Consider the following 26726-nt stretch of genomic DNA (forward strand, 5'->3'; position numbering starts at 1 on the left):
CCAAAAGCCCCCGCCGGTTCTTCCGAGCGGAGGCTTTGGTCTGTGGTTGTCGCTGTAGCGCTTACTTTGCGGCGATTGTGACGGTGACGGTGTCGGCATAATCGCCAGCGATGTACTGGTCGGAGGCGGGGACGGTGACCTTCAGGTCGGACTTCTTGCCGAACTGGGCGGTGGAACGATCAACGACCATGGCGGCGGTGAGGGCGGCGGCGGTGTTGTTGTCGTAGCTGACGGTGTAGTTGATGGTGAAGTTGCCGGACTTCAGCTTGCCGGCATTGGCCGAGGCCAGGGTGATCTTGTAGCCGGAGCCGGAATTGCAGGTTTCGGTGACGGAACCGACGGTCTTGGCGGTTTCACCGGCCTTCAGGGCCAGGGACTGGTTCAGGTCCTGGACGGCGATGGTGCAGGAGAGAGCGACATTGCCCTTGAGCTGGATGGTGCCGGATGCGTTCTGGGCCAGGGCGGGGGAGACAGCGGCGGCGGCGATCAGGGCGGCGGCGGCGGTCTTGGCGAAGAACTTAGTCATCATAGGCTCCATCGGTTCGATCTTGTGAGGCGTTGTGGCCTTCATGGGAACCTAGGATTGCAGCCTGTGTGCCAAGTGGTGGCGCGGCCCAGAAGTTGAGGGATTCCGCGCCTTTGGGGTGGGCATTCACACTCTATTGACATATTGCATTTCGCAAAACTGCACAATGCATGTTGCTATATGCAGAGAACGTTGCAAAATGAAAGGATCCCGCACCGGGGAACGCAACCTGTCGGAAAGTATGGCTGCCAGACCCCGCCTGTGGTTGCTGCGATACATCTGCGTGTTTTGTGATGACTTCACTATTTCTTCTGAAATGAAACAATTGTAACTTAAAATCGATAACTTTTAGATAGTGAATTTGTAAATTATTGGTTAATCATCCGCAAAATCCGTTGCTATCGACCGCCGCCCTCTTCGCTTGGTGGGTTTTGTGCTGTGCACGCCCTAGCATCACGTGTTTCAAAGGTTTCAGTCATGCTTTCTATTGTTCGATCTTCTCTGAAGGCAAAGCTGGTTCTCTCCGGTATTGCCCTGTGTCTGCTGCTGGGTCTGACGTTGACCGCGACCGAAGCGCTGTTGGCGCACCGGTCCACCAAGAGCAATATCGACACCATGCTGCGGGAAGCATCGGTTCAATATACGCTGGTGGCGACCGACATCATCGAACGTGCGGCCCGCAATGCTGTGAATATCAACGCAGCGATGGAAGCGGGCCTGAAGACCAAGGGCTTCACCCGTGACATGGTGTCCGCCCAGACGGTGGAGATGGTGCGCAGCAATCCCCGTATTGTGGGTGTGACGGTGGCCTTCGAGCCGAACGGGTTCGACGGCAATGATGCTGCTGGCAAGGGCGTGGTGGGCGCAGACGCAACGGGCCGCTTCGTCCCCTACTATTTCAACAAGTCCGATGGCACGGTGGGGATTGAGCCCCTGGTCATGACGATCGAGGCCGGGATCCAGGAATGGTATCTTGACCCTATCCGCCTCAACCGCACCCTGCTCACCGTTCCCTATCTCTATCCGATTGAGGGCAAGGACGCGCTCCTGGTGACCGTCTCTACCCCCTTGCGCCGCGACGGTAAGGTCGTCGGGGTGACCACAACGGACCTTGCGCTGACAGCCTTGCAGAATCAGTTTGCCAGTTTCCGCCCGCTGGGTCAGGGCGATGTCCGCCTTCTCGCGCACAATGACCATTGGGTCGTGCATCCGGCTGCTGCCAGCCTGAACAAGCCGCTGGAGAAGGGGGATCTGTCGGCGCTGGTGGATCGGGCCCGTAAGGAAGGGCACATGGTGTGGGGTACGGCCAGGCTGGATGGTCAGCCGCGTATCGTCGTTGCCAACCCCATCCGGTTTGATGGTATGCGCGAGCAATGGACCCTGCTGGTCACCTTGCCCATGGCGGTGCTGGACAACGCCTTGCGCGACAATCTGCTGATGTTGGCCGGCGTCAGCCTGCTGCTGATCATTCTGGCCGCTGTTGCTTTCGGCTGGCTGGGGCACGGTGTTGCCCGCCCAATCCTGGCGCTGACCGATGCCATGGCCGCGATGCGGCGTGGCGACTTGGGCGTTGCCGTGCCCGGCACCAACCGCCAGGATGAAATCGGTCACATGGCGGAAGCAGTGGTTGAATTCCGCGACGGCTTGGCCCAGGCAGAAAATCTGCGTGCCGATGCCGCGCGACGAGAGGAGGAGGCGCAGGCCAACCGCCGCCGTGAGCGTCAGGAACTGGCCCAGCGGTTCGAACAGGAGGTCGGCAACCTGCTGCGTGGTGTCGGTCGCTCTGCCGCCAGCATGGTGGAAGAGGCCCGCCGCATGTCGGGCGACTGCGATGATACCCAACGCACCGCCTCCATCGGCGCCGGTGCCGTGACCGAGGCCGCGTCTAATGTACAGACCGTTGCCGCGGCTGCCGACCAGTTGCGTGCGTCCATCACGGAAATCGGGACCCAAGTGCAGATGTCGGCCAATGTCGCGGCCCGTGCGGCACAAGAGGCAGGATCGGCGACGGGCACCGTCGATCTGCTGACCCAGTCGGCAGAGCGTATCGGTGCCGTCGTTAATTTGATCAGCGATATTGCCAACCAGACCAACCTGCTGGCCCTGAACGCCACCATTGAGGCTGCCCGTGCGGGTGAGGCCGGCAAGGGCTTCGCCGTCGTCGCGTCGGAGGTGAAGAACCTGGCCAGCCAGACGGCCCGCGCGACGGAGGAGATCGCCGATCTGGTGGGCGGCATTCGCGACAGTTCGGCGGAGGCGGCGAGGGCCATGGGCGGCATTGCCGGCACCATCCGCGCCATCAACGAAACCGCCGCCGCCATCGCCGGTGCCGTGGAGGAACAGACCGCCGCCACCCAGGAAATCGCCCGCAATGTCAGCGAAGCGGCCCGTGGCACGGAGGAGGCGTCGCGCGCCATACAGAGCATCAACAACAAGGTGATGGCCGTGACTGAGGCCGCCGCTGCGGCTCTGGAAAGCGCCACCGGCGTGCGTAACGGCACAGCCGAGGCCGAACGCGAAGTGACCCGCTTCGCGGCCCAGGTGCGGGCCGGCTGATCCTCTCGGTCGTTGCGCAGGCGGGACCGGAACGGGTAAGGCTGTAGTCCCATTCCCTTCCGGTCGTCCCCATGCGTTTCCTGCACGCCGCCGACATCCATCTGGACAGTCCCCTGCTGGGCCTCGCGGCCCGCGCGGGGGAGCGGGCGGAGATGCTGGTGGGGGCCACCCGCCGCGCCCTGGTGCGGCTGGTCGATCTGGCCATGGATGAACAGGTCGCGTTCCTGATCATCGCGGGCGATCTTTATGATGGCGACTGGCGCGATTTCATGACGGGTCTGTTCTTCGCCGAACAGATGGCCCGCCTGGAACGCGCCGCCATCCCCGTCTACCTGCTGCGCGGCAATCATGATGCCGAAAGCACGATGACCAGGCGGCTGTCGCTGCCGCCCAACGTGCACGTGTTCGACCATCGCAAGCCGCAGAGTTTCCGGCTGGAAGAATTGGGGGTGGTTCTGCATGGGCGCAGCTTTCACACCCGTGATGTCACCGACAATCTGGTGCCCTCATATCCCGCCCCTGTCGCCGGCCTGCTGAATATCGGCGTGCTGCATACCGCACTGGAGGGCAAGCCGCCGCATGCCCGCTACGCCCCCTGCTCCCCGGCCGATCTGAAGGCCAGGGGCTATGATTACTGGGCGCTGGGCCATGTGCATGAGCGCGCCGTCATCGACCGTGATCCCTGGATCATCTTCCCCGGCAACCTTCAGGGCCGCCACGCCAATGAGACGGGGCCGAAAGGTGCCACGCTGGTAACGGTGGAGGCCGGACGCATCCTCGATGCCGCGCATATCGTGCTGGACGATGTCCGCTGGCTGCGCGTCACGGTGACGCTGGGCGGGGCGGAGGGGGAGCGGGTGCTGGCCGACCGTATCGCCGCTGCCCTGGCCGAGGCACGGATGGAAGCCGGCGACCGTACCCTGGCCGTGCGCCTGATGCTGACGGGAACCACCGGACTGCACCGGCGGCTGAAGGCCGATCCCGTCTGGCTGTCGGCAGAGGCCGAGCAAGCAGCGGCCCGGGTCGGTGGCGATATCTGGATCGAACGGGTTCTGGTGGAGACGCGCGACCCGGCCCACGGGACGGCACCATCAGGGGATGCGCTGGCGGAGTTGGCCGGCGTGCTGGCCGTTCTGAAGGAGGATGAACAGGCGCTGGGCCCGCTGCTGGAAGATATCGCACAGTTGAAGGCACGGCTGCCGGAACGGGCCCTGGCCGATCTGGGATTGGATGGCGATGGGGCGCTCGCAGGCTTGCTGGAAGATGCGGAAGCCTTGTTGCTGAACCGGCTGTCGGGCGGAGAAGGCTGATGCGTATCAACCGCCTGGACCTGGAACGATATGGTCATTTCGACGGGACCAGTCTGGACCTGTCGGACCCGGACGCGCGCCTGCATATCATCCATGGTCCCAACGAGGCCGGGAAATCCACGGCCTTGTTGGCCATCTGCGACCTGCTGTTCGGGGTGCCGGAACGCTCCCGCCTGGGCTTCCGCCATGGCAACAACGCCTTGCGCATCGGGGCGGTGCTGTCTCTGCCCGACGGGCGGGTCATGGAGGTCAAGCGGCGCAAGGGGCGGACCGCGACCCTGCTGGACGGCGATGGCGGGACGGCGTTGCCCGACAATAGCTTGGCGCCCTGGCTGGGTGGGCTTGACCGGGCGGGGTTTGAGCGACTGTTCGGCCTGGACCATGCACGGTTGCGGGCGGGCGGCGAGGCGATGCTGGCCGCCGGTGGCGATCTGGCCCGGTCCTTGTTCCAGGCGGGCAGCGGCTTGTCGGGCCTGGACCGCATCGTCAATCGCCTGACCGGCGATGCAGACGAGATCGGCAGCCCGCACCGCAAGCAGGCCAGCAAACCCCTGTGGCAGGCCATCGACGCCCATGCCGATGCAACGGCCCGTATGCGCAACGAGGCCACGAAGGTGGAAGCCTGGGAAGCGGCGGAAACGGCGGTCGCCACCGCCCGCGCGCAACTGGCCGCGATCCGCCAGACCCTGGCGGAGGCACAGACGGCACGCAGCCGGCTGGAAAGGTTGCGGCGTGTGCGCCCGCTGCTGGCCCGGCTGGACGATCTGGCGCGGCAATTGGCCAGCGCCGGCGATGGCCCAGATCTGCCTGAAACACTGGCCGCCGACTGGCACCGGGCAGAGGCAGAATTGCTGACCGGCACGCGTCAGGCCGAGCAGGCGGCACAGGCGCTGGCCGAGGCTGAGCAGGTACTGGAACAGGCGGGATCCGTTCCACCGCTGCTGTCGCTGGCCGCCGCCATTGAGGCGCTGTATCAGCGGCAAGGGGAATGGGCAAAATCCGCCGCCGACCTGCCAAAGCGGCGGCAGGAACTGGCGGCGGCCCTGGCCCGGTTGGAACAGGCGGCGCGCGATATCGGGCAGCTGGCGGAGACGGCCGTGCTGTCGGCGCGGTTGCCCGACCGCCTGCTGATCGCGCGCATTCGCGACAAAGTGAAGGAGCACGCCCGGCTGGATCAGGCGCGCAGCGACGCCGCCCGCCGGCATGAGGCCGCCAGCCGCGAGCTGAGGCAGGCCGAGCGTCAGCAGCCATCAAGCTCCCCAGATGCCGCCCGCCTGATCCAGGCGGAGGCGGCGTTGACCGCCGCCCGCCGCTTCGGGGAGGTGGAACTGCGCCAGGACCGGGCACGCCGCGCGCTGGACGATGCCGCCGCGCGCCTGACCCAGCTGACGGCCCGGCTGGGTCGCTTCGCCCTGCCGCCGGAGCAACTGGCGACCTTGCCCCTGCCGCCGATGGAGGCCGTGGAACGGCAGCGGCAGCAGGAACAGGCGCTGGAGGGACGGCGTCTGCGCCTGCTGGAAGATCAGCGGGCGGCGGAAACCGAGGCCACCCGCCTGCGCCAGACTCTGCGCACCCTGGCCGGTGGCGGCGACGTGCCCACACCGTCAGTGATCGCCCAATCGCGCCGGGACCGTGATGGGCAATGGGCGGTTCTGCGCCCGCATCTGAGCAAGGGCACGCCGGCACCCGCCGATACCGTCCCGATGTTCGAGGCGGCGCTGCGCGGTGCCGATGATCTGGCCGACCGGCGTGACCGGGATGCGCAGCGTGTGGCCGATTATCTGCGTGCTGAAAGCGATCTGGCCGCCTGTACCGAGCGATTGGCAGCGCTTGGCCGAGATGCGGCGGCCCTGGAGCAGGAGGAACAGCGCCTGTCGCAGACCTGGGCCGGTCTGTGGCAACCTGCGGATGTTACGCCGGGCGGTCCGGCAGAGATGGCGGCCTTTCTGACCCAGGTGGGTGCCGTCCTGACGGCCCTGGAACAGCGCACGCAACTGGCCGACGCGCTGGCGGCGGTTAACGATGATGCCGGCCAATGCGCGGCCCATCTGTATCTTGCACTAACCCTCTGCGGTGGGGAGATGCACGCCGACACCTCCCTGCCGGCCTTGCGCGTGGCGGCGGAGGCGGCGCATGCCCAGGCCCGGCAGACGGCGGATATGGCGGCCAAGGCCGAACAGAAATTCACGCTGATCCGCGCCGCGCTGGATCATGCGACGGATGATCTGGCAGCGGCGGAGCGGGCGCTGGACGGCTGGGGTGCCGACTGGGCCGCCGATATGGCGAGCATTGGTCTGCCGGCCCAGTCCCTGCCGGCGGAGGCAGAGGCCGCCCTGCGGGTGTGGGAGGATATTGCCGGCGAGTTGCGGCAGATCCGCGACCTGGACCACCGTATTGCCGGTCTGGAACGCGATATGGAGGCCTATCGGGCCGACAGCGCTGCCCTGCTATCCGCAGCGGCAGAGATGCTTGCGGGGCTGGACGTGTCGGCAGATGCGGCGGCCGGTGTCCTTTATGACGCCCTGCGTCAGGCCCGCAGTCTGGCCGCGCGGCGCGAAAGCCTGCAACAATCCCGCGACTTGGCCGCCAAACGCGCCGATCAGGCCGCGCGTGCGGCCCGCGACGCCGCCGCTGTCCTGTCCGACCTGCGCCGCCTGCACCGGCTCTCGGACGTGGACGATGTGCCCGCCATGGTGGCAGGCGCGGCGCGGCGGCGGGAACTGCTGGCCAATGCGGCGGCGTTGCAGGCGGAACTGACGCGTGCCAGCGACGGGCAGGATGCCGAGCAGCTGCGCGCAGCGGTTTCGGCCCTGGACCCTGATGCCCTGGCGGCAGAGGTGGCGGACCTGTCGGCGCGGATTGAGGGCGCCCAGAATGATCTGGCCGAAACATCCGGCCGGCTGCGGGACGCCGAACATGGACTGGCCCAGTTGCGGCAGCGGGCCGGCATTGGCGGGGCGGCCCAGGACGCGGCGGACGCGGCGGCTCGTGCCGCGCAACTGGCGGGGCGCTGGCTGCGGCTGCGGGCGGCGTCGCTGCTGCTGACCCAGGCGGTGGAACGCTATCGCGACCGCAATGAACATCCGCTGCTGCGGCGGGCAGGCGCGGTTCTGGCGGCCATGGCGGCCAGCGGCGGCAATCCCGTCATGCGGCTGAAGGTCGATTACGGCGATGCCGACCATCCCGTTCTGGTCGGCGTGCGTCAGGATGGCAGCGACGCGCATGTTGAGGATATGAGCGAAGGTCTGCGAGACCAGCTGTTCCTGGCCCTGCGCATCGCGGCGGTGGAGGCGCATGTGGCCCAGGCCACGCCGCTTCCTTTTATCGCCGATGACCTGTTCATCACGTCGGACGAGGCGCGGACCATGGCCGGCCTGCGGGCCCTGGCCGAACTGGGACAGGCAACGCAGGTGGTCCTGTTTACCCACCATGAATATGTGGTGGAGGCGGGGCAGGCGGCCCTGGCGGACCAGCTTCGCGTTCACCGCCTGCGGGCCTGATGCTTCTATTCGAAAGGTTAGGTTGTGCGGAATTATCCGCGTTTCTTTCATTTTGCAACGTTCTCTGCATATAGCAACATGCATTGTGCAGTTTTGCGAAATGCAATATGTCGATGGGATGTGAATGCCCACCCCAAAGGCGCGGAATCCCTCAACTTCCAGGCCGTGCCACCACTTGGCACACAGGCTGCAATCCTAGGTTCCCATGAAGGCCACAACGCCTCACAAGATCGAACCGATGGAGCCTATGATGACCAAGTTCTTCGCCAAGACCGCCGCCGCCGCCCTCATCGCCGCCGCCGCTGTCTCCCCCGCCCTGGCCCAGAACGCGTCCGGCACCATCCAGCTCAAGGGCAATGTCGCTCTCTCCTGCACCATCGCCGTCCAGGACCTGAACCAGTCGCTGGCCCTGAAGGCCGGTGAGACGGGCAAGACCGTCGGTTCCGTCACCGAGACCTGCAATTCCGGCTCCGGCTACAAGATCACCCTGGCCTCGGCCAATGCCGGCAAGCTGAAGTCAGGCAACTTCACCATCAACTACACCGTCAGCTACGACAACAACACTGCCGCCGCCCTCACCGCCGCCATGGTCGTTGACCGTTCCACCGCCCAGTTCGGCAAGAAGTCCGACCTGAAGGTCACCGTCCCCGCCTCCGACCAGTACATCGCTGGCGATTATGCCGACACCGTCACCGTCACAATCGCCGCAAAGTAAGGCCAGTTCCGCGCCGTGTGAATGGTGTCGTCAACGCTGACGATGACGTCTGACAATCCGGTCCGTCACCAGGGCTTGGTATAAGACCGCACCCAAACAAAACCCCCGCCCGGGAGACCGCGCGGGGGTTTTGGCATTTCGGCATGCAGACGACCGGACAGACGGATTGTCTCGTCTTTTTCACGGGTGGCGTTTGCGCCATAATCCCGGGATCTTATACGTGTTGACGGATCATATCCGATATAGGATGATTTAATTCACCCTGAACCGGAGATGATTTGTGATGTCCACGCTTACCTTGTTGAGGTGGCTTGCCCGGCAGATGTCGCCGATGCCACGTCCCTACCCTGATCTGCCGGATGTGATCCTGCGAGACCTGGATGCAGACACCCGCCACACGCTGGAGCTGGGCGCGCTCCATCCGAGGCGGCCTTTTTCGTTCCGCATCCATCCGATATCGGAACTGACGGAATATAGGGACAGATTGTTCCTTGCAACCTTCCCGTCCTTCGGCGATAAAGCCATTTGAACCCCTCCCGCCACCCCCCAGCCAATAGGAGATATTTTCCATGGATAATCTGTTTAACCGTACCGGTACCCAGCGCGGGCATGGCCTGCGCGGTACCGGCTGCACGACCTCCGCACGACAAATCCCCCTCAACCAACAAACGATCTTCCGAACAATCGAGGGCAGTGATGAGCTTCTTCATGTCATTGGGCAACGGCCCGAAATTATTCTTTGAACTGACCGCGCGGCCCCATCAGGACGCCCCACGCACGCGCGGCTATGAAGTTCGGCGCGAGAATGGCGAAACCCTGATCTGGCTTGGCCGCCTCCATGTGATTTATACGCCGGGCCGTTGGCGCCCGGTGGCCAGGGGACCCACAAACGATGGCCGTCACCATGATGCCTACCAATCCAGGGACCGCCGTATGGCATCCTGAAACGCTGGACCCGCTGGTCCGCGTTCTGGAAGCGCTCCGGACGTTGGACCCCGACCTGCCCATTCAGTATGCGCTGTCATTCCTGACCATCGCGCAGAATGAGGGCCTGTCGATCCGTGACCTGTCGGAGCGTCTGGGCATCGCCCAATCCTCTGCGTCCCGCAACGTGGCCGCCTTGTCGAAGTGGCACAGCTTCGGCAAGGCCGGTCACGATCTGGTGCAGGCGGAGGAAGACCCGCGTGAGCGCCGCCGCAAGATCATCACCCTGACCGAGCGGGGGCGTGAACTGGCGACGCAACTATCCGATCTGATCCAACCCCATAACCGCCCGACTCTGCGCCGCACGGCCTGAACCGGGATATCGGGTGGAGTGGGAAGCAAGGGGCGGTCCCGCCGGGGCCGCCCCTTACCGTTTTCAGCGCTGATAACCCGCCATGAAGACGCGCACGGCCGCGTCCACCCGGACGCGCCGTTCGGCATCGCCCATCGCGGGTAGCACGCCCAGCAGGCCGCGCAGCTGCACATGGCCGTTCAGCAACCCGAAGAACTGTTCGGCGGCCAGCATCGTATCCGGTACGGATAGCCGCCCCTCGTCATGCTGGCGCTTCAGATAAGCGGCGAGCCGGGAGAGAGAGACGGCGGGGCCGGTCTGATAGAAATGACCGGCCATGTCCGTGGCCGACCCCGCCGACAGCATTGTGCGCAACAGACAGTTCAGTTGCCCGCCCGCCATCAGGTCCAGAAACCGCAGCCCCAGATTGGTCAGCACCTCAGCTGGCGGGGCCGCCGGATCGCCCATGGTGACGGGTTCCGTCATGCGTTCCGACCGGCGCACCACCATGGCATCGAACAGCCGGTCCTTGGCGGAGAAATGCTTATAGATGGTCTGTTTGGACACGCCCGCGACCTCGGCCACGCGGTCCATGCTGGCGCCATAGCCTTCCTGGGCAAAAACATCCTCGGCCGCGTCCAGGATGGCATCGCGCTTGGTCATGTCAGGCGGGCGCCCCGCGCCGCGCCTTCCTTCCTTTGTATCCTCCGCCACCATCATCACTGCCATTCTCCCATTCTTTTTATCTGGTCAATGCCCGCCGCCGCCAGCAGCGCCCCGCATGACGGGTCGTTTTACGAAGGGCAGCGTCAACAGCGCCAGCGTAAAGACCACGCCCATGGCCAGGAAAAGGTCGGAGAAGGTCATCACCGTCGCCTGTTTCTGAATGGTCGCGGCCAGCAGCGGCAGGCCGGCGGTGGACGGGTCAGCACCCGTGGCATCGGCCACCCGCGCCCCAACAGTGCCCAGGAAATTCTGCACCTGGGGCCGCGTCGGGTCGATCCAGTCAAAGAGCACGCGGCCATGCTGGGCCATGCGTTCCGTGATCAGGGTGTTGATCCCGGCCAGACCAAAGGCCCCCCCCAGATTGCGCATCAGGTTGAACAGGCCCGAGGCATTGGGCACCTGCTGCGGCGGCAGGGTGCCCATGGCCAGCGAGGTAATGGGGATGATACAGAACATCAGGCCCGCACCCCGGATCATCTGTGGCACCAGTAACTGATCGAACTGCCAGTCAGCGGTGACAGGGACGGAGATATAGAAACTGGTGGCCAGCAGCGTGAAGCCGATGCCCAGCACCTTCCGCACATCGATCTTCGACGACAGCATACCTGCGATGGGCGAGGACAGAAACTGACAGATGCCCGTCACCACCATGGTGGCGCCAATCTGCTGCGCATTTAGCCCGCGTACCTGCCCCAGATAGAGCGGCAACATATAGACCGACCCATAAAGCCCGATGCCGATGACGAAGCCATAGATCGACCCCATGGCGAAATTCACATTGCGCAGGGCTCGCAAGTCCACGATCGGCTTGTCATAGTTCAGAACCCGCCAGAAGAAGCCAATCCCGGCGAGCAGCGCCAGCAGGGCGAAGTCGCGGATCGTCTCATCCTGAAACCACTGCTCCCGAGCACCTTCCTCGATCACATAATCCAGGCTGGCCAGGAACAGGGCCATCAGAGCGATGCCGGGCAGGTCGATACCCTTCAGCAGGGAGAAGTTCGGCTTGTCGATATCGATACAGGTCCAGACGATGGCCGCTACGGCCAGTCCCGGCACCAGATTGATCATGAACAGCCAGTGCCAGGAAAACTGTTCCGTCAGGAAGCCGCCCAGTGTCGGCCCCACCGTAGGACCCAACGTCGCCACCAGACCGATGACCACCGTTACCGGCGCGCGGCGGGCCGGGGGGAAGGCGGTGAAGCTGGTGGCAAAGACGGTTGGGATCATGCCACCACCGATGAAGCCCTGCAGCGTCCGCCACAGCACCAGTTCCTCCAGCGAGGAGGATTGGGCACACAGCATGCTGGTGACGGTGAAGCCCAGCGCCGCCATGGTGAACAGCACGCGGGTGGACAGAAGCCGCGTCAGGTAGCCCGACAACGGGATCATCACCACTTCGGCGATCAGGTAACTGGTCTGAACCCAGACAATCTCATCGGCGCTGGCCGCCACGCCGGCCTGGATCTGGCGCAGGCTGCTGGCCACGATCTGGATATCCAGGATGGCCATGAACATGCCGAATACCATGGCGACAAAGCCGACCAGGGTCCGCTTCGATATGCCCGCCGTGATGGGCGGCGGTGCGGCAGCCGGGATCGTATCCAGCGTAGCGGCGCTGCTGCTCATGGCCGCACCGCGACCTGCTGGGGAATGGCCGTATCGGCCTTGGCGATGCCGATCAGGTCACGTCCGCCATTGCGTGTATCGACGCTGACCTCCACCGACAGGCCGGGACGCAGACGGCCAGCCAGCGGCCCTTCCTTGGGCAGGGCGACGCGCACGGGCACACGCTGCACGATCTTCGTGAAATTGCCGGTGGCGTTCTCCGGCGGCAGCAGGCTGAACTGCGCGCCCGATGCCGGCGACAGGCTGTCGATGCGGCCCTGAACCTTCAGGTCGGGATAGGCATCAATGGACAGTTCCACCGGCTGGCCTACACGCAGGCGACCGATCTGGGTTTCCTTGAAATTGGCGGTGACATAGGCGTCCTGAACGGGGACCAGCGCCATCAGCTGCGCCCCCGCCTTCACGAACTGCCCCACCCGCGCCCCGGAACTGCCGACCACACCCGCGATGGGGGCGCGGATCACGCTTTTGTCCAGGTCATTCTCGGCCAGGGTCAGGGCGGCGTTCGCCTCCTGCAAGGCGGCTTCGGCCTTGGCGCGTTCGGTGGACAGAACCGACAGCTGATCCCGCTCCGCCGTCAGGGCGGCCTGTGCCCTCGTCACGGCTGCACCCGCCTTCTGGGCATCGGCCTGGGTGGTCGCCAGTTTCTGCTGACTGGCGAATTCGCGGTTGGCAAGGGCCGTATAACGCTGGGCATCGGCACCGGCCCGGCGCTGTTCGGCCTGCGCCGACGATACCCCGGCCTCGGCCTGGCGGATCAGGGCACCGGACAGGGTGAGGCGGCTGTCGATATTGGCGATGGCGGCAGCGGCGGCATCCCGGCGGGCGCGGGCCTGATCGGCCTTGGCGCGCAGATCGCGGTCATCCAGGCGCAGAAGCACATCGCCGGCCTGCACCACTTGATTTTCCACCACGTCCACCGAAGCGACATGGCCCTCCACGCGCGGGCTGATCATGGTGATATCGGCCTCGACATAGGCGTTGTCCGTCGTTTCCTGGAACCGCGCCACCGACCACCAATGCCAGCCGCCATAGGTTCCGGCAAGCAGCAGCGGCACGGCCAAGGCAAGGGCGATCTTCCGGTTCATGGGTGTGTTCCTGGTCTCGATATTTTGGAACTGGACGGTCCAGTATTGAGACGCAAGATGCGCCCGGTTGTGCGGACGGTCAATCCGAATTAATGGACGATATGGTTTGATAATAGTGGCGACAGGCATGCGGCGGCTGCATGATCACCGGAAGGACATAAGGGCGGGCTTGCGGGACCGCGCGGTTTGGCGTTCTACTGCCCAGGGTGACGGGGCATCACGAGGGGCAGGCAGATGCGTATTCGCGTGGCGGACAGGCGCCATATCCTGGGCTTGGGCGTGGCCGCCCTGGCTGGTTTGACACTGCCGGGGCAGTCCTGGGCAGAAGGCAGCCCTGCTGACGACCCCAAACTGCGCTTCATCAATGTCCCGCCCCTGCTGCTGCCGGGCAAGGAACGCTATGCCTTCATCCGGTTGGTCATGCAGCTGGTGGTGCGCAAGACGGAGAAACTGCCGGAAGAGTCGGCGCTGGTGAATAATTACATGCCCCGTATCGTGGGCAAGCTGACCGAGGAGTTGCCGGCCGATGGCAGCCTGACCCGCAATTCCGGACCAGCCCAGCTGGCGGATATGAAGCGCCATGTCCGCCAGTTGGCCAACGGCATCATCGGCCAGCCGGTGATTGAGGATGTGCTGATCACCAGTCTGCTGACCGGCTGATCAGGCCAGCAATCCGCGTAACCTATAAAGCGCGTCCAGCGCCTGACGCGGCGTCAGCTCATCCGGGTTGATAGTGCGCAGTTCCGTCTCCACCACAGATGGTTCCGGCTCCGAAATGACCTGACGTGGGGCAGGTTTCGCAGCCATGGCGGCGAACAGGGGGAGATCATCGGCCAGCCGGCTGGCGGCACTGGCCTGATCGCCCTTCTCCAGGATTTGCAATACCTGTTCCGCACGCGAAATGACCTGCGGCGGCAGACCGGCCAAGCGCGCGACATGGATGCCATAGGAGCGGTCGGCGGCACCGGCGGCCACTTCATGCAGGAAGATGACATCGCCCCGCCATTCCTTGATCCGCATCGTGTGACAGGACAGGTCCGGCAGTTTCGACGACAGGGCCGTCAGCTCGTGATAATGCGTGGCAAACAGACCACGGCAGCGCGCCGCCTCATGCAGATGTTCCACACAGGCCCAGGCGATGGAGAGACCGTCAAAGGTGGCGGTGCCGCGCCCGATCTCATCCAGAATGACCAGGGAATGGCGGGTCGCCTGGTTCAGGATGGTGGCAGTTTCCACCATCTCCACCATGAAGGTGGAACGCCCGCGCGCCAGATCGTCGGCGGCACCCACACGGCTGAACAGCTTGTCCACGGTGCCGATGCGGGCCGTGCGCGCCGGCACATAGGACCCCATCTGCGCCAGCACAGCGATCAGGGCGTTCTGGCGCAGGAAGGTTGATTTACCGGCCATGTTGGGACCGGTCAGCAGCCACAGGCGCTGTCCCGGTGACAGGTCGCAATCATTGGCCACGAAAGGCCCGCCGCCATTTTCGGCCAAGGCCTGTTCGACCACGGGATGCCGCCCGCCGCGCACGTCAAAGGACAGGTCGTTGGCCATTTCCGGCCGGCACCAACCGCCATCGACCGCCAGATCGGCCAGCGACGCAGTGACATCCAGGGTGGCCAGTGCCCGGGCGGTGGTGGCGATGGGGTCGGCCAGATCGATGACGGCCTTCACCAGCTGTCCGAAAATCTCCAGCTCCAGCGCCAGGGACCGGTCGCCGGCCTCTGCCACCTTACGCTCCAGTTCCGACAGGGCGACGGTGGTGAATCGTACCGCCCCCGCCATTGTCTGGCGATGGATGAAATCGGCCCGGTGCTTTTCCGACATCAGCTTGTCGGCATGAACTGCCGTGACCTCGATATAATAGCCCAGAACATTATTGTGCCGGATCTTCAGCGAGGCGATGCCCGTGGCATCCACATATTGGGCCTGCAGGTTGGCGATGTGCCGGCGGCTGTCATCGCGCAGCGCCCGCAATTCATCCAGAGGCCCGGAATACCCGGCCGCCACGAAGCCGCCATCGCGGGCCAGCATGGGCAGATCGGGACCCAGCGCCCGCGACAGCAGGCCGATCAACGCCTCATGATCGGCCCCACGCCCGCCCGCCAGACCATGGACGATGCGGGCCATGCCCGCCGGCAGCGGCGCGCCGATGCCGCCATTGCCATAGGCCAGACGCCCGCGCAGGGATACGGCCCGTTCCAGCGCATCGCGCACGGCGGCCAGATCACGCGGGCTGCCCCGGTCCAGGGTCAGGCGGGTCAGGGCGCGCTCCACATCCGGGGTGCGGCGCAATTCCTCGCGAATATCCAGGCGCAGCGCGCTCTCGCCGGCCAGATAGGCGACCATATCCAGCCGCCGATCAATCCGCGCCGAATCGGTCAGCGGGGCCGATAACCGCCCGGCCAGCAGCCGCGCACCGGCCCCGGTAACGGTGCGGTCAATGGCGGCCAGCAGGCTGCCGCGCCGTTCACCGGTCAGGGTGCGGGTCAGTTCCAGGTTGCGGCGGGTGGCGGGGTCGATCTCCATCACTTGCCCCGCGGCCAGACGGCGCGGCACGTCAAAACGCGGCAGACGACCCTTCTGCGTCAGTTCCACATAGTCGACCAAGGCACCGGCGGCGGCCACCTCTGCCCGGCCAAAGGCACCGAACGCATCCAGGGTGCCGACATTATAGAGCGCCAGCAGGCGCTTGCGGCCATTCTCACTGTCGAATCGCGCATTGGGCTGAATGGTCAGGCGGGACCGCCATTCATCCCAGAGCGGCGACAGCTCCTCCACCTGGCTCAACCGTTCCGGCAGCAGCAATTCACCCGGCGACAGGCGGGCCAGCAGCGAGGGCAGATTGGCGCGCTCTACGGGTGACAAGGTCAACTCGCCCGTGGACAGGTCCAGCCACGCAAGCGCCCCCTCTCCTCCCGCCTCTGCCATGGCGGCCAGGTAGTTATTGGACCGGGCGTCCAGCAGCCCATCCTCGGTGATGGTGCCGGGGGTGACCACGCGCACCACGTCGCGGCGCACCACGGATTTACTGCCGCGCTTCTTGGCCTCTGCGGGGTCTTCGGTCTGTTCACAGATGGCAACGCGGAAGCCGGCGCGGATCAGGCGGGAAAGGTATTGTTCATGGGAATGGACGGGCACGCCACACATGGGGATATCCTCCCCCTGATGCTGGCCGCGCTTGGTCAGGGTGATGTCCAGCGCACCCGCCGCCTGCACCGCGTCGTCAAAGAACAGCTCATAGAAATCGCCCATACGGTAGAACAGCAGCGAGCCGGGATGCTGCCGCTTGATCTCCAGATATTGCGCCATCATGGGGGAGACGGGGGCGCTGTCGGGGCGGGTGCTGCTGTCGGTCACGGGCGGTCATAGGTCTGCCGGAAGGGGCCGCCACCCTAGCACCCTGCCGCCGCCGCCTCAAACCGTCAGTGGGGCCGCCTCAAACGAGACCAACTGATCCTCCACCACCTCATCGGCGGGGCGCAACAGGGGGGAGGCGCGGTGGCGGACAGAAGCACCCATCAGACCGCAGAGCAGCATGTCGATACGACCGGGCTGGCGATTGGACAGCGGCAGGATGACGGCATCCAGCCGTAGCCGACCGCGCCGTGTATTGACCAGGGCGGAACTGGCCACGGGGCAGGCATCCTGACTGGCCCGGTCCATCCAGTGCCGCCAATGGTCACCCAGATGCGCCGGCCAGGATTGACGCAAGGTGCTGCCCGTCAGGGCACGCCCGAACAAACCGTCGATCCCGGTGCCGACCAGACGGTAACGATAATCCCCGCTCACGACGTCCAGCAGCATGACCCAGGGCAGCAACGGCTGCATGTCGGCGGGATTCAGGTCGTTGCGGGCGGGTGCCACCCGCCCGGCCCCGCGCACACGGGCCCAGTATTCGACAAGGGCGCGCAGCCGGCCATCGACAATGGCGTCGGCGGCAATCCCCGTCATGTCCTGGACATTGGCAACGCCACTCACATCACACTCCGCAGCCCCCGCCGGCTGTTCGCCGACGGGGGACAGAATGCACTGCCAGGGGTAAAGAAAGCCTTATCTGACTCCCAACAGAGGTCCCAGCAGCTTCACCCGTCGCGCCAGCTCATAGGTGGCGAAGCATCCGGCCACCGTAGCAGCGATCAGCAGCAGAGACTCGACCGCCACAGGCAGGTTCAAGGGCGTCAGATGATGGCCGACCACCACGATAAGGGTCTGGTGGATAATGTAGAAGGGGAACACCCCGACCGACAGATAGCGCAGCAGCGGCGTTGAGCGATTGAAATGCCGGCGGGCAAAGCCCAGGACCGCCAGGATCATGGCCCATTGTTCAATGCCATAGGATGTCCGGGCAATCAGGCGCAAGACATCGCCACTGAACGGCATGTCATTCTCATGAAAGGTCCAGAGCGACCAGCAATAGACATAAGCGCCCCAGGCCAGCAGCGCCACCGCCAGCGCCCCCCAGCGCATGCCCGCCAGCCGGTCGAACAGATCGCCATTGCGGGCAATGGCATAACCCAGCAGGAACATGCCGAAGCTGACGGCGTGGTTATACCAGTCCCAGGTAAGGTTGTGAGTGACGGGAAACCTGTCATAAAGGCTGAGGCGCAACCCCACCAGGATCAGCATGGGCAGCAGCAGCAGCATCCAGGGCCGCCGCGTCCACGCCCCCTGCCCTAACCGGATCAGGAAACGCCCGCCACCCGCCACCAGGATCAACGACAGCAGACCCGTATAAAGCAGCAGATAGGCCACGAACCACATATGGTTCCAGGTAGGCAGGGTCAGGCAGTCATCGCCCCGGCAGAACCCCTGATAGAAGGACAGGTAGCGGCCATAGAAGGCCAGGAAACCGCCGTCATACTGGATCTTCTCCACCACCTCATAATAAGGCTGGGGCACCACCAGCACCGCCATCACGAACAGCAGCGGAATGCCCAGGCGCGGCAGGCGGGAGCGTGCCAGTTCCCCCGGCCCCATCCGGTCGGCCATGAAGCGGGTGGCGACGCCAGAGATCAGGAACAGCAGCGACAGGCGCCAGGGATTGGACAGCAGCATCAGCGGCTCCAGCGCCGGCCCCACATGCTGGCTCTTCACATGCCAATCCCAGGTCACATAGAACATGCCGACATGGTAAAGGATCAACAGAGCGAAGGCGCCGACCCGGACCCAGTCCAGGAATGGCAGGCGCTGGCCAGGGGCAGGCGGGACGGATGGGGCAGGGTTTGTCATCGTCATCTTCATCATCCGAGAAGCGGGAAATGGGTGCCGGCCCCCGCTTCTGGCCCTGGCGTGCCCAGGCCGGCAAGGCGGCGGGGACGGGCGGAACCGGCCCTGACACGGGTGTGACGGACGGCATGATCGCTGTGACGAGCGGCGGGACGAACGGCGAAAGCCCCGGTTTGGGCGGCTTTCGGCCCTATCTGGTGCTGGTGCCCCTGACCCTGCTGTTCGCCATGGTCAACACCATGTCGGCCTGGGACGACCGCGATGGCTGGCCCTTCTGGCTGCCCATCCTGACGGAATTCAGCAGCGCCGTTTCCATCCTGTGCCTGTGCTGGATCCCTGCCTGGACCCTGGGCCGGGCACCGCTGAACCCGCCCTGGGGATGGGTATTGTTGCTGCATCTGCCAGCGGCCCTGCTGTTCAGCCTGCTGCACAGTGCGGGCATGGCGCTGCTGCGCAATGGGGCGGGCATCCTGTTCGATCTGGATTACCGATTCAATCTGAGCGCCGGAGTCCTGGTCTATGAGGGTCGCAAGGATGTGATGACCTATCTGGTGGTCTGCGGCATTTTCCTGCTGTTCGGGCATGGGCGCGGCCATAAGGCCCAACCGCCCATCCCCGCACCCGAAACGCCGATCCCAGCCAGCGCACCGCCATCAACGGCACAGTTTGACATCCGCGACGGTGCCCGGCTGCTGCGCGTGAACGTGGCCGATATCATGGCCGTGCGGTCGGCGGGGAACTATGCGGAATTCCTGCTGGCCGATGGGCGGCAGCCATTGATGCGGGCCACCCTGACGCAATTGACCGGGGAACTGTCCGTGCATGGCTTGCTGCGGACGCACCGGTCCTGGCTGGTCAACCGCGCACATGTGCGGGGGCTGGAGCCGGAAGGATCGGGCGATTACGCGGTTACCCTATCAGATGGCAGCAAGGCCCCCCTGTCGCGGCGCTTCCCCGACGCGCTGGAAAGCTTGCGCAAAGGAAGCTTCAACGGCTGAAGCGTGTGAGCAGGGCCTTGGCCCCTGCCTCCACCATGTCCAGCACCTCCACGAACCCCTCGGCACCACCATAATAGGGGTCGGGAACGTCACGCCCGCGCCAGGGGGCGGGGGCGTTGTCGGCGAACAGGGACAGTTCGGCGGCGGACCCGGCGGGTGCCATACGGCGCATGATGTCCAGATGACCGCGATCCATGGCCAGGATGAGATCAAAGCGCGTAAAATCCGCCGCCACCAGTTTTCGCGCCCGCAAGGGGGAAAGGTCATAGCCGCGCACCCGGGCGGCCTGGATGCTGCGCGGATCGGGCGGGTCGCCAATGTGATAGCCATGGGTTCCTGCCCCATCGACCAGCACATCCAGCCCAGCATCGGCCACCAGCTTTCGGAACACCCCGTCCGCCGTGGGGGAGCGACAGATATTGCCGGTACAGACGAAAAGCACGGAACGCATCTGGATTACCCGGATGGAGACAGGGGTTCCTGTCTTAACATCTGTCCAAGGGCTTGTCCCGCGCGCATGTCCGTGCCACCCTGACAGCGCTATCTTTCCAGCTTGCCCAGATTTCCCTGATGATCAATCCCCATCTGAAACGCCTGTTGCAGGGGCTTCGGCCCGATGCCGGCCTATTCATCCTGACCGGTGCCGGTATCAGCCGGGAATCGGGTCTGCTGACCTTTCGCGACGGTGACGGGCTGTGGGAGAAGGAACGGCTGGAGGATGTGGCGACGCCGCAGGCCTTTGCCCGAGACCCGGCCCGCGTCCAGGGTTTCTACAATGCCCGCCGCCGCGCCGTTCTGCACCCGGACGTGCAGCCGAACGAAGCGCATCAGGCGCTGGTGCGGCTGGAGCGGGAATGGCGGGGGCCGTTCCTGCTGGTCACCCAGAATGTCGATGATCTGCATGACCGGGCGGGGTCCGCACGGATGCTGCATATGCATGGGGAGTTGCTGAAAATCCGCTGTGCTGGCTGTGACCGGATGGCGGCCTTCAGAGGCGATCTGGCCGTGGACAATGTCTGCCCGGATTGCGGAGGTCGGGGCACCCTGCGCCCCCATATCGTCTGGTTCGGTGAGATGCCGCTTTATATGGACGAGATCGGGGAGGCACTGGACGAGGCCGCCCTGTTCATCGCCATTGGCACGTCGGGCACCGTCTATCCCGCCGCCGGATTCGTGGCCGCCGCGCGGGCCAATGGTGCCGTAACGGTGGAAGTGAATATGGAGGAAACGGGCGGCCGGTTTGATGGCGGCCTGTATGGGCCGGCCACGCAGACGGTGCCGGCCCTGGTGAATGGTTTGCTGGAGAGTGTTCGATGACCCATTTCACGGTGGAACTGGCCGACCCGACCTTGCCGGAGGCCCGCACCCTGATCGCCGACCTGGATCATTATCTGGGTGAACTGTATCAGCCGGAGGAAAACCACCTGCTGGACCCGCAACAGCTGAAATCCCCGGATATCCGCTTCCTGCTGGCCCGCCGCGATGGCCGGGCGGTCGGCTGCGGCGCCATCCGCATAGACGCCGACGGCTATGCGGAGGTGAAGCGCATGTATGTCGATCCCGTGCATCGCGGGCGCGGCATCGCCGGTCTGGTCATGGCCCGGCTGGAGGAACTGGCCCTTGCGGAGGGTATCCGGCTTTTGAAGCTGGAGACCGGGGAGCTTCAGCGCGAGGCCGTGGGGCTGTACCGCCGCCTGGGCTTCACCCCTTGCGGATCGTTCGGGGATTATCCCTGCGGTGGCGGGGCCAGTATCTTCATGGAAAAACAGCTGTGATTATTCCCTTCCCTGCCCGCTTTTGCTGAGCCATAGTGCGATCAAAATTGACAGCGCTATCAATCATAAGGGAGGCAGGGATGCGGGTTGTTGCAGGGCGGGGATTGGCCGTTCTTTTCCTGATGCTGGCCGGGATACCAGCAATGGCGGAAACGGACCCGAAGCTTGAGGCCATCCTGGCCGGCGATCCTTTGTTCAACCCCCAACGCCTGACACTTACGGAAATCCCCTCCCCCACCGGTCCCGCCATTACCCTGCTGAATGGCAAGGACCTGTCGGACTGGGATATCTGGCTGGGCTATCACGACCCGTCCATCACCTATGTGAACAAGAGCGAGAAGCCGATCGGGGCGCGGCCCGGCGGGGACCCGATGTTCACGGCCCTGATGCTGGACGGTGAACCGGCCCTGCGTGTCGATGGCGCCACCTGGGGCTCCATCGTGCATAAGGGCGTGTTCGGGAACTACCATCTGCGGCTGGAGTACAAATGGACGGGCAAGCGCCACGCACCACGCCTGAACCTGCCGGAGAATAATGGCCTGCTCTACCATTCCTTCGGGGCCGATGGTGCGGTCTATGGCACCTGGATGCCGGCGGTGGAGTTCGAGATCATGTTCGGTTCCACCGGCATGGTGGTGCCCGTCGGCACCATGGTGAAACCGGTGACCGACGCCGGGCGTGACCGGTCGCTGATCGACCCGCAGCGCCGTTATATGGTGGGCGGCCGTGCCATCACCGTGGAACAGCCGGCCTGGAACGTAGAGGCCGCGACCGATGCCGAACGGCCCGTCGGGCAATGGAACGTGCTGGACCTTTTTGTCCTGGGTGACAGGGCCATCCATGTGGTCAATGGCGTGCCGGTCATGGAACTGCGCGACCTGTCGGTGCTGAACGAAGATGGTAGCCGCGTGGCCCTGACCAAGGGTCGTATACAGTTTCAATCGGAAGGGGCAGAAACCCTGTTCCGGCGCGTCACACTGACACCTATCGACCGGCTGCCGCGCATTATCGTGAAGTAAACGAAAAAGGGGGGCTCCCGCCGGGAAGCGCCCCTTTTCCATTGCTATAAAAGGCCTGGATCCGGCGGTCCCGGCAGCGCGATACGCCCCAGGAACGCCTCCAGGCGCTGCCACAGCATGCTGATCTGCTGCGCTGAACGCGGATCAAAGTGGCGCAACATGTTCATGGTGGCGTCGTCCAGACGCGGATAAGCCATAAGAAGCCCATCCGCCTCCCCCTGCGGGGCCCGGGCATAGAGCCGGAAACGCAGGGAATTGACCACGAAGAAGGCCAGCAACGCCACGAAGCCGGCCTTGTCCTCCAGAAAATATGTCGGGCATTCGACAAAGGCCGCATCCGGCACCATGCCCTGCCAAGTTGCGTCTGGAACAACCAAGCAATTGGCCGGCAGCTCGCATTCGGCAATGCCCCGCGAAAGATCGCGGGGTGCTGCCTGGATACGCCAGATCAGGCCGGAGCCGCCCTGTGCGGGGATCATGCTCCGCCCTCCCCTTGTCAGGTTTCCTTGAAGGCCTTGAAGAAGCTGTCGGTCAGCGGCCGCATCAGATACTCGATGACGGATCGCTCGCCGGCCTTGATCAGCACTTCAGCAGGCATACCGGACACCAGCTTCTGGCCATTCAGATGCACCAGTTGATCCTTACCGACGCGTACCCGCGCCATGAAGAAGCGATTGCCATGCTGATCCGTGGTCGCATCCGCAGCAACCGTCTCCACAATCCCGGTCAAGATGGGAATATGGCGCGTTGACAGGGAGGAGAAGCGCACTTCCGCATCCATTCCCGGTGCCGCGACATCGACATCCATGGGCGAAACCATGGCTTCAATGATCAGATCGTCATTGGTCGGCACCAGTTCCATCAGCGGATCACCCGTCCGGACAACGCCGCCTACTGTGTGGACCCGCGAATTTACGATGATGCCGTCCGTCGGTGCCTTGACCTCACGCCGCTGCAACACGTCGGTGGCGCTGGTCAGCCGGTCCTGCAGGTCGAAGACCTTGGCCTGAGCATCGGCCAGCCCCTTGGCCACATCCTCTTCGAACTGCTTACGGACCTGAATGGCCTGAAGTCGGGCCTCGCCGCTGGCCACCTTGTTGCGGGCGATCTCCGCCTCGTAATTGCCACGGTCGCCATCGAGTTCGGCACGGCGGCGCTGCAGTTCGAGCAAGCGGGTCTTGGACGCATAGCCCTTCTCGAAGAGCTGTTGGAGCCCCTCAAGTTCACTGTCGATCAGGGTAATCTGCTGCGTATTCGCCGAAACCTGGGCGGCAAGCCCCTTGCTCTGCTCCTCCAGCTGCTTGACACGCTGATCCAAAATGGAAAGCTGGCCACTGATCGCGTCACGCCGGGATTTGAAGATTTCAACCTCTGACTGACGAATAGCCGCGTTGCGGCCATTGTCGCCGGCACCCTGCAGTTCCGTCGGGAATTTAATCTCTTTGAGCTGATCACGCTCCGCGATGAAACGGGCTTCCTGAGCCTTGGCCGTCAGGAACTGACCGTAAAGGACATCACGCTGGGCCTGCGACGTCACTTCGTCCAAGCGCAGAAGCACGTCACCGGCTTTTACAGCGGTACCATCACGAGCCAGGATTTCGGCGACAATGCCACCTTCAAGATGCTGTATGACCTTGCGGTTACTGTCAGCACCGACAAGGCCCGCAGCAACAACGCCCTTCGCGATCGGTGCCGCAAGAGACCATATCAGCAGACTGCCAAAGGCGGCGGTGATTAATAATAGGCCAGTGCGCACCACCGGCATTTCGTCTGTGGGGGGCTGCGGTATATCGCCTGTTTCCGGCAAAGCCGGAAGGGCGGTTTTAGCAGTCAGTAGCTTCATCATGTTCGACACTTTCGATGAGGGTCGGCCAGCGGCGCTCAATTAGGCGCTCGTGCTGGCGGAAGGGGCGATCTGGCCGGGGGCCGGCTGCTGCTGCACCTGTTGGGGCTGCGCAACCGGACGCGTCAGACGGGCCAGGACATCCTGCTTGGGTCCGAACATCTCGACCAGGCCGTCGCGCAGAACCAGGATCTTATCGACATGGTTCATAATGCTTGGGCGATGGGAGATGAGAATGACCGTAGCCTTGCGCTCTCTCAGCTTCATCAAGCCCTGGACCAAGGCCGCTTCGCCGTCGCTATCAAGGTTGGAATTCGGTTCATCCAGGACAACAAAACGGGGATTGTCATAGACAGCCCGTGCCAGACCCAACCGCTGGCGCTGACCACCGGAGAGCGCGATGCCACCAGGTCCGATCAAGGTATCGTAACCATTAGGCAGGCGCAGGATCATCTCATGCACGCCGGCCAGCTGTGCCGCTTCCACGACCTTTGCCGGATCAACAGCGCCAAATCGGGCGATGTTGTCCTTGATCGTACCGTCAAAAATTTCCACATCCTGGGGAAGATAGCCAATATGGGGCCCCAGGCTTTCGTGCTTCCAAGTGAAAACGTCTGCGCCGTCCAGACGGACGGAACCGCTATGCGCGCCCCATACACCCACCAGCAGGCGGGCCAGGGTCGACTTACCCGCGGCACTCGGCCCGACAATGGCAAGTGACTCGCCCGCGGCAAGGCCAAAACTGACCCCCTTGATCGTCGGGCTGGTTCCGCCCGGCGGCACGGCAACAACACGCTCAACAGCCAGATTTCCCTGCGGGGGCGGCAGTTCCATCGTCTCAGTATCGTTATTGAAAGCGAGCAGCAGCTCATTCAGCCTAGTGTAGGCACCGCGCGCGCTGACAAACATCTTCCAGGAACCAATGGCCTGCTCAACCGGTGCCAGACCACGGCCCATGATGATGGAGGCGGCGATCATGACACCCGGGGTGATCTCGTTCTCAAGCGCCAGATAGGCGCCCATGCCCAGGATCGCGGACTGCACAAACATACGGGTGAACTTCGTCATCGCGCTGATGAAGCCCGCATTATCGCTGGCAACGGACTGCAAAAGCATCGCCTTGTCCTGGTTCACGCGCCAACGGCGGCGAATACCAGGCAGCATTCCCATGGCGGCCAGGACCTCACTGTTCTTCAGACTGGCCTCAGCGAAGGCCTGCGCGCGCAGGCCATGACCATTGGCCTCAGAGAGTGGCTTCTTGGTAACAACCTCAGTAGCCCAGGCCAACGCAAACAGAACAACAGCACCGCCCAGAGCAACCAAGCCCAGCAGCGGGTGCATCAAACAAACAATACCGATGAAAATAGGAGCCCACGGCGCATCAAAAAAGGCAAAAGGCCCCTGTGAGGTAACAAACTGCCGAACCGTATCCAAGTCACGCAGCGACTGGCTACGATTTGCGGCGGGTGCACGCAGATTAAGCGCGAAGATTGCGTCGAAAACCTTGGACCCAAGGGTTTGGTCCATCTTGCTGCTGACACGAACCAGCACGCGAGACCTGATCACCTCCAGCAACGCCATGATCATCATCATGGTGGCAATGATCAGGCTGATATAAAGCAGCGTAGCTTCGCTGCGCGCGGTCAGCACGCGGTCATAGACCTGCAACATGTATATGGGCGCAGCCAGCATCAACAGATTAATGAAGAAGCTGAAAACCCCGACAAACCCGAATGCACGGGCGGATTTCTGAAGCGCCTGCCGCAGCGGAGATTGTGCGCCTGCGGGGCGGTTGGGGACCTGAATTTTCATCGCACTCGCCTGACAAGGGTCAATTCCAACATGCCACCCTGAATAGGCGCAGCATCGGAATACCGGCGCGCACTTTATCCCCGTCGTTACAGCAAAGCAACATCAGTGAGTTGCTGTAGTTCGGTGGCGAAACGGGTATAACTGGCCGCGCAGGGCCGGAACCACAAGGAACAAAGAGCGTCTAACTAACGCTGATTCCTTGCGGAACAACAATTTGGCCGCGCCTTTCCAGCCATTCGAACTCCCGCAGATCCCATTGCGCCAGCAAGGTGCGCTCGTACAGCATGCTAACGATCTGATGGGCATTATCCCGCGACATGACGACGCTGACCCTGTCTAGGTCACTGGCGACAAAGGTCAACTGAACCTGATCTTTCTGCACGGTCAGATCGACCTGATGCAGCAGATGCGTATCTTCGTCCAGGATGTTACCTACAGGCGTTGGGGATTGCGCGCGCGCATCCGTGCTAATGGTCGGGCGTCGCGACATGGCGCTCATATGTTCAAACAGAAGCACATCTGAACGAACATCGGTGCTGGCCCGCGCCACCATATCGGAGCTGCGCATCAGAACCGTCACCAAGCCACCAAGAAGCCCCCGCACAAGACGACGGGTAAGCGCATACGCCCGACGATCACCCGCACTTCGGTAAATCACCAGAATCCGGTCCTGGTCGGCGTCATAGCCAATATCAAGATGCTGACCGGTTCCGGGCAATGCCAT

Annotated in this window: 24 protein-coding genes; 12 read left to right on the forward strand and 12 right to left on the reverse strand. The window is 63.9% G+C overall.

What is annotated here, in order from left to right; translation table 11 throughout:
* Positions 1-61: 61 nt before the first annotated feature.
* The gene (locus ABC729_RS22665; RefSeq protein WP_495609880.1) at positions 62-529 is read right to left on the reverse strand and encodes a spore coat protein U domain-containing protein; all 468 of its coding nucleotides are present in this window, start codon (positions 527-529) and stop codon (positions 62-64) included.
* Between the two features lie 474 nt (positions 530-1003).
* Here ABC729_RS22665 and ABC729_RS22670 point away from each other — a divergent pair, with 474 nt between their 5' ends.
* The 7 genes from ABC729_RS22670 (at position 1004) to ABC729_RS22700 (ending at position 9904) form a co-directional block, all read left to right on the forward strand.
* A complete protein-coding gene (locus ABC729_RS22670; protein ID WP_495609881.1) occupies positions 1004-3082 on the forward strand; it encodes a methyl-accepting chemotaxis protein in 2079 nt (692 codons plus the stop codon).
* A gap of 71 nt (positions 3083-3153) precedes the next feature.
* Positions 3154-4392 (forward strand): metallophosphoesterase family protein, encoded by a 1239-nt coding sequence (locus ABC729_RS22675; RefSeq protein WP_495609882.1) that lies wholly within the window; start codon positions 3154-3156, stop codon positions 4390-4392.
* Complete coding sequence (locus tag ABC729_RS22680) at positions 4392-7892, forward strand: AAA family ATPase (RefSeq protein ID WP_495609883.1); 3501 nt, start codon at positions 4392-4394, stop codon at positions 7890-7892. Before ABC729_RS22675 ends, ABC729_RS22680 begins: the two co-directional genes overlap by 1 nt.
* A 247-nt stretch (positions 7893-8139) precedes the next feature.
* Positions 8140-8607: a spore coat protein U domain-containing protein gene (locus tag ABC729_RS22685; protein ID WP_495609884.1), complete on the forward strand. Its 468-nt coding sequence runs from the start codon at positions 8140-8142 to the stop codon at positions 8605-8607.
* 283 nt (positions 8608-8890) lie between these two features.
* Positions 8891-9136, forward strand: coding sequence for a hypothetical protein (locus tag ABC729_RS22690; protein ID WP_495609885.1), 246 nt, complete (start codon positions 8891-8893; stop codon positions 9134-9136).
* 40 nt (positions 9137-9176) lie between these two features.
* Entirely contained in the window at positions 9177-9350 is a 174-nt protein-coding gene (locus ABC729_RS22695) for a hypothetical protein (protein ID WP_495609886.1), read from the forward strand.
* A 149-nt stretch (positions 9351-9499) separates the two neighbouring features.
* The gene (locus ABC729_RS22700; RefSeq protein WP_495609887.1) at positions 9500-9904 is read left to right on the forward strand and encodes a MarR family winged helix-turn-helix transcriptional regulator; all 405 of its coding nucleotides are present in this window, start codon (positions 9500-9502) and stop codon (positions 9902-9904) included.
* A gap of 63 nt (positions 9905-9967) precedes the next feature.
* Here the strand turns inward: ABC729_RS22700 and ABC729_RS22705 are convergent, their stop codons facing one another.
* The 3 genes from ABC729_RS22705 to ABC729_RS22715 are packed head-to-tail and all read right to left on the reverse strand — an operon-like array spanning position 9968 to position 13323.
* A complete protein-coding gene (locus ABC729_RS22705) occupies positions 9968-10612 on the reverse strand; it encodes a TetR/AcrR family transcriptional regulator (protein WP_495609888.1) in 645 nt (214 codons plus the stop codon).
* 21 nt (positions 10613-10633) lie between these two features.
* Entirely contained in the window at positions 10634-12235 is a 1602-nt protein-coding gene (locus ABC729_RS22710; protein ID WP_495609889.1) for a DHA2 family efflux MFS transporter permease subunit, read from the reverse strand.
* Complete coding sequence (locus tag ABC729_RS22715; protein WP_495609890.1) at positions 12232-13323, reverse strand: HlyD family secretion protein; 1092 nt, start codon at positions 13321-13323, stop codon at positions 12232-12234. Before ABC729_RS22715 ends, ABC729_RS22710 begins: the two co-directional genes overlap by 4 nt.
* A 234-nt stretch (positions 13324-13557) precedes the next feature.
* Here ABC729_RS22715 and ABC729_RS22720 point away from each other — a divergent pair, with 234 nt between their 5' ends.
* On the forward strand, positions 13558-13983 hold the full coding sequence (locus tag ABC729_RS22720; protein WP_495609891.1) for a hypothetical protein: 426 nt from the start codon (positions 13558-13560) through the stop codon (positions 13981-13983).
* On the opposite strand, the gene mutS is transcribed toward ABC729_RS22720, so the two are convergent.
* From mutS to ABC729_RS22735, 3 genes are all read right to left on the reverse strand, one after another.
* A complete protein-coding gene (gene mutS, locus ABC729_RS22725; protein ID WP_495610182.1) occupies positions 13984-16641 on the reverse strand; it encodes a DNA mismatch repair protein MutS in 2658 nt (885 codons plus the stop codon).
* Between the two features lie 102 nt (positions 16642-16743).
* Positions 16744-17307: a PAS domain-containing protein gene (locus ABC729_RS22730; RefSeq protein ID WP_495609892.1), complete on the reverse strand. Its 564-nt coding sequence runs from the start codon at positions 17305-17307 to the stop codon at positions 16744-16746.
* Between the two features lie 72 nt (positions 17308-17379).
* On the reverse strand, positions 17380-18564 hold the full coding sequence (locus tag ABC729_RS22735) for an acyltransferase family protein (protein WP_495609893.1): 1185 nt from the start codon (positions 18562-18564) through the stop codon (positions 17380-17382).
* Positions 18565-18587: 23 nt separating this feature from the next.
* On the opposite strand from ABC729_RS22735, the gene ABC729_RS22740 reads away from it, so the two are divergent.
* Positions 18588-19553 carry a LytTR family DNA-binding domain-containing protein gene (locus ABC729_RS22740; protein WP_495609894.1) on the forward strand — a complete coding sequence of 322 codons (966 nt, stop codon included), beginning with the start codon at positions 18588-18590 and terminating at the stop codon, positions 19551-19553.
* Here ABC729_RS22740 and ABC729_RS22745 read toward each other — a convergent pair.
* The gene (locus tag ABC729_RS22745; protein WP_495609895.1) at positions 19543-20004 is read right to left on the reverse strand and encodes a low molecular weight protein-tyrosine-phosphatase; all 462 of its coding nucleotides are present in this window, start codon (positions 20002-20004) and stop codon (positions 19543-19545) included. The genes ABC729_RS22740 and ABC729_RS22745 overlap by 11 nt on opposite strands.
* A 119-nt stretch (positions 20005-20123) precedes the next feature.
* Between ABC729_RS22745 and ABC729_RS22750 the strand changes: the two genes are divergently transcribed.
* The 3 genes from ABC729_RS22750 to ABC729_RS22760 all read left to right on the forward strand — a co-directional run bounded on the left by ABC729_RS22750 (position 20124) and on the right by ABC729_RS22760 (position 22347).
* Positions 20124-20870: a Sir2 family NAD-dependent protein deacetylase gene (locus ABC729_RS22750; protein ID WP_495609896.1), complete on the forward strand. Its 747-nt coding sequence runs from the start codon at positions 20124-20126 to the stop codon at positions 20868-20870.
* A complete protein-coding gene (locus ABC729_RS22755) occupies positions 20867-21328 on the forward strand; it encodes a GNAT family N-acetyltransferase (RefSeq protein ID WP_495609897.1) in 462 nt (153 codons plus the stop codon). Before ABC729_RS22750 ends, ABC729_RS22755 begins: the two co-directional genes overlap by 4 nt.
* An 80-nt stretch (positions 21329-21408) precedes the next feature.
* Entirely contained in the window at positions 21409-22347 is a 939-nt protein-coding gene (locus ABC729_RS22760) for a 3-keto-disaccharide hydrolase (protein WP_495609898.1), read from the forward strand.
* A gap of 44 nt (positions 22348-22391) precedes the next feature.
* Here ABC729_RS22760 and ABC729_RS22765 read toward each other — a convergent pair whose 3' ends face one another.
* The 4 genes from ABC729_RS22765 to ABC729_RS22780 all read right to left on the reverse strand — a co-directional run bounded on the left by ABC729_RS22765 (position 22392) and on the right by ABC729_RS22780 (position 26726).
* Positions 22392-22826, reverse strand: coding sequence for a hypothetical protein (locus ABC729_RS22765; protein ID WP_495609899.1), 435 nt, complete (start codon positions 22824-22826; stop codon positions 22392-22394).
* Between the two features lie 17 nt (positions 22827-22843).
* Positions 22844-24193, reverse strand: a complete 1350-nt coding sequence (locus ABC729_RS22770; protein WP_495609900.1) for an HlyD family type I secretion periplasmic adaptor subunit — start codon at positions 24191-24193, stop codon at positions 22844-22846.
* 39 nt (positions 24194-24232) lie between these two features.
* Positions 24233-26002: a type I secretion system permease/ATPase gene (locus ABC729_RS22775; RefSeq protein WP_495609901.1), complete on the reverse strand. Its 1770-nt coding sequence runs from the start codon at positions 26000-26002 to the stop codon at positions 24233-24235.
* Positions 26003-26183: 181 nt separating this feature from the next.
* Positions 26184-26726 carry a hypothetical protein gene (locus ABC729_RS22780; protein WP_495609902.1) on the reverse strand — a complete coding sequence of 181 codons (543 nt, stop codon included), beginning with the start codon at positions 26724-26726 and terminating at the stop codon, positions 26184-26186.

The sequence above is a fragment of the Niveispirillum sp. CC-CTL257 genome (assembly GCF_059489915.1).

Bases quoted from the DNA above. Each gene is read 5' to 3' on its own strand.
- ABC729_RS22665 (WP_495609880.1), bottom strand. From the start codon at position 529: ATGATGACTAAGTTCTTCGCCAAGACCGCCGCCGCCGCCCTGATCGCC.
- ABC729_RS22670 (WP_495609881.1), top strand. From the start codon at position 1,004: ATGCTTTCTATTGTTCGATCTTCTCTGAAGGCAAAGCTGGTTCTCTCC.
- ABC729_RS22675 (WP_495609882.1), top strand. From the start codon at position 3,154: ATGCGTTTCCTGCACGCCGCCGACATCCATCTGGACAGTCCCCTGCTG.
- ABC729_RS22680 (WP_495609883.1), top strand. From the start codon at position 4,392: ATGCGTATCAACCGCCTGGACCTGGAACGATATGGTCATTTCGACGGG.
- ABC729_RS22685 (WP_495609884.1), top strand. From the start codon at position 8,140: ATGATGACCAAGTTCTTCGCCAAGACCGCCGCCGCCGCCCTCATCGCC.
- ABC729_RS22690 (WP_495609885.1), top strand. From the start codon at position 8,891: ATGTCCACGCTTACCTTGTTGAGGTGGCTTGCCCGGCAGATGTCGCCG.
- ABC729_RS22695 (WP_495609886.1), top strand. From the start codon at position 9,177: ATGGATAATCTGTTTAACCGTACCGGTACCCAGCGCGGGCATGGCCTG.
- ABC729_RS22700 (WP_495609887.1), top strand. From the start codon at position 9,500: ATGGCCGTCACCATGATGCCTACCAATCCAGGGACCGCCGTATGGCAT.
- ABC729_RS22705 (WP_495609888.1), bottom strand. From the start codon at position 10,612: ATGGCAGTGATGATGGTGGCGGAGGATACAAAGGAAGGAAGGCGCGGC.
- ABC729_RS22710 (WP_495609889.1), bottom strand. From the start codon at position 12,235: ATGAGCAGCAGCGCCGCTACGCTGGATACGATCCCGGCTGCCGCACCG.
- ABC729_RS22715 (WP_495609890.1), bottom strand. From the start codon at position 13,323: ATGAACCGGAAGATCGCCCTTGCCTTGGCCGTGCCGCTGCTGCTTGCC.
- ABC729_RS22720 (WP_495609891.1), top strand. From the start codon at position 13,558: ATGCGTATTCGCGTGGCGGACAGGCGCCATATCCTGGGCTTGGGCGTG.
- mutS (WP_495610182.1), bottom strand. From the start codon at position 16,641: ATGATGGCGCAATATCTGGAGATCAAGCGGCAGCATCCCGGCTCGCTG.
- ABC729_RS22735 (WP_495609893.1), bottom strand. From the start codon at position 18,564: ATGACGATGACAAACCCTGCCCCATCCGTCCCGCCTGCCCCTGGCCAG.
- ABC729_RS22740 (WP_495609894.1), top strand. From the start codon at position 18,588: ATGGGTGCCGGCCCCCGCTTCTGGCCCTGGCGTGCCCAGGCCGGCAAG.
- ABC729_RS22745 (WP_495609895.1), bottom strand. From the start codon at position 20,004: ATGCGTTCCGTGCTTTTCGTCTGTACCGGCAATATCTGTCGCTCCCCC.
- ABC729_RS22750 (WP_495609896.1), top strand. From the start codon at position 20,124: ATGATCAATCCCCATCTGAAACGCCTGTTGCAGGGGCTTCGGCCCGAT.
- ABC729_RS22755 (WP_495609897.1), top strand. From the start codon at position 20,867: ATGACCCATTTCACGGTGGAACTGGCCGACCCGACCTTGCCGGAGGCC.
- ABC729_RS22760 (WP_495609898.1), top strand. From the start codon at position 21,409: ATGCGGGTTGTTGCAGGGCGGGGATTGGCCGTTCTTTTCCTGATGCTG.
- ABC729_RS22765 (WP_495609899.1), bottom strand. From the start codon at position 22,826: ATGATCCCCGCACAGGGCGGCTCCGGCCTGATCTGGCGTATCCAGGCA.
- ABC729_RS22770 (WP_495609900.1), bottom strand. From the start codon at position 24,193: ATGATGAAGCTACTGACTGCTAAAACCGCCCTTCCGGCTTTGCCGGAA.
- ABC729_RS22775 (WP_495609901.1), bottom strand. From the start codon at position 26,002: ATGAAAATTCAGGTCCCCAACCGCCCCGCAGGCGCACAATCTCCGCTG.
- ABC729_RS22780 (WP_495609902.1), bottom strand. From the start codon at position 26,726: ATGGCATTGCCCGGAACCGGTCAGCATCTTGATATTGGCTATGACGCC.